Genomic DNA, 339 nt, shown 5'->3' with positions numbered 1-339 from the left:
CTACGAGCAGGATAAAGGGCTTCACATGCAGTTGCTGGACATATTCAGTACCGGTATTTCTGTAGATAAAGTAAAACCTAAGGTCAACCAGTTACTTTGTTGTCTTCCGGAGGTCTGTGCCCCTGACCTCGATTATGATAATCTGTTCAGAATTATTATCATGAACTTTATGGATGCCCATGATTTTGATGTTCGGGCTGTGAAAAAGTCGTGTGTTCACATTGTCAATAAAGACCTGAAACTGATCCCATTTGAAACCATGAACCTTTTCTACCGTGATGATAAGAAAAGCTATTTAGAAGAATTAAGAAAAGAAGATAGAGTATTGTTTTAAGATAG

General features: G+C 37.8%; 1 pseudogene. It reads left to right on the top strand.

Annotated elements, in window-relative coordinates:
- Nucleotides 1-334 (top strand): annotated as a pseudogene (locus SB679_RS23460) (radical SAM protein); the annotation flags it as partial.
- Nucleotides 335-339: the final 5 nt, after the last annotated feature.

This window comes from Chryseobacterium sp. SIMBA_029 (genome assembly GCF_046535275.1).
GTDB lineage: Bacteria > Bacteroidota > Bacteroidia > Flavobacteriales > Weeksellaceae > Chryseobacterium.
This window is presented reverse-complemented; position numbering and strand designations above follow the sequence as displayed.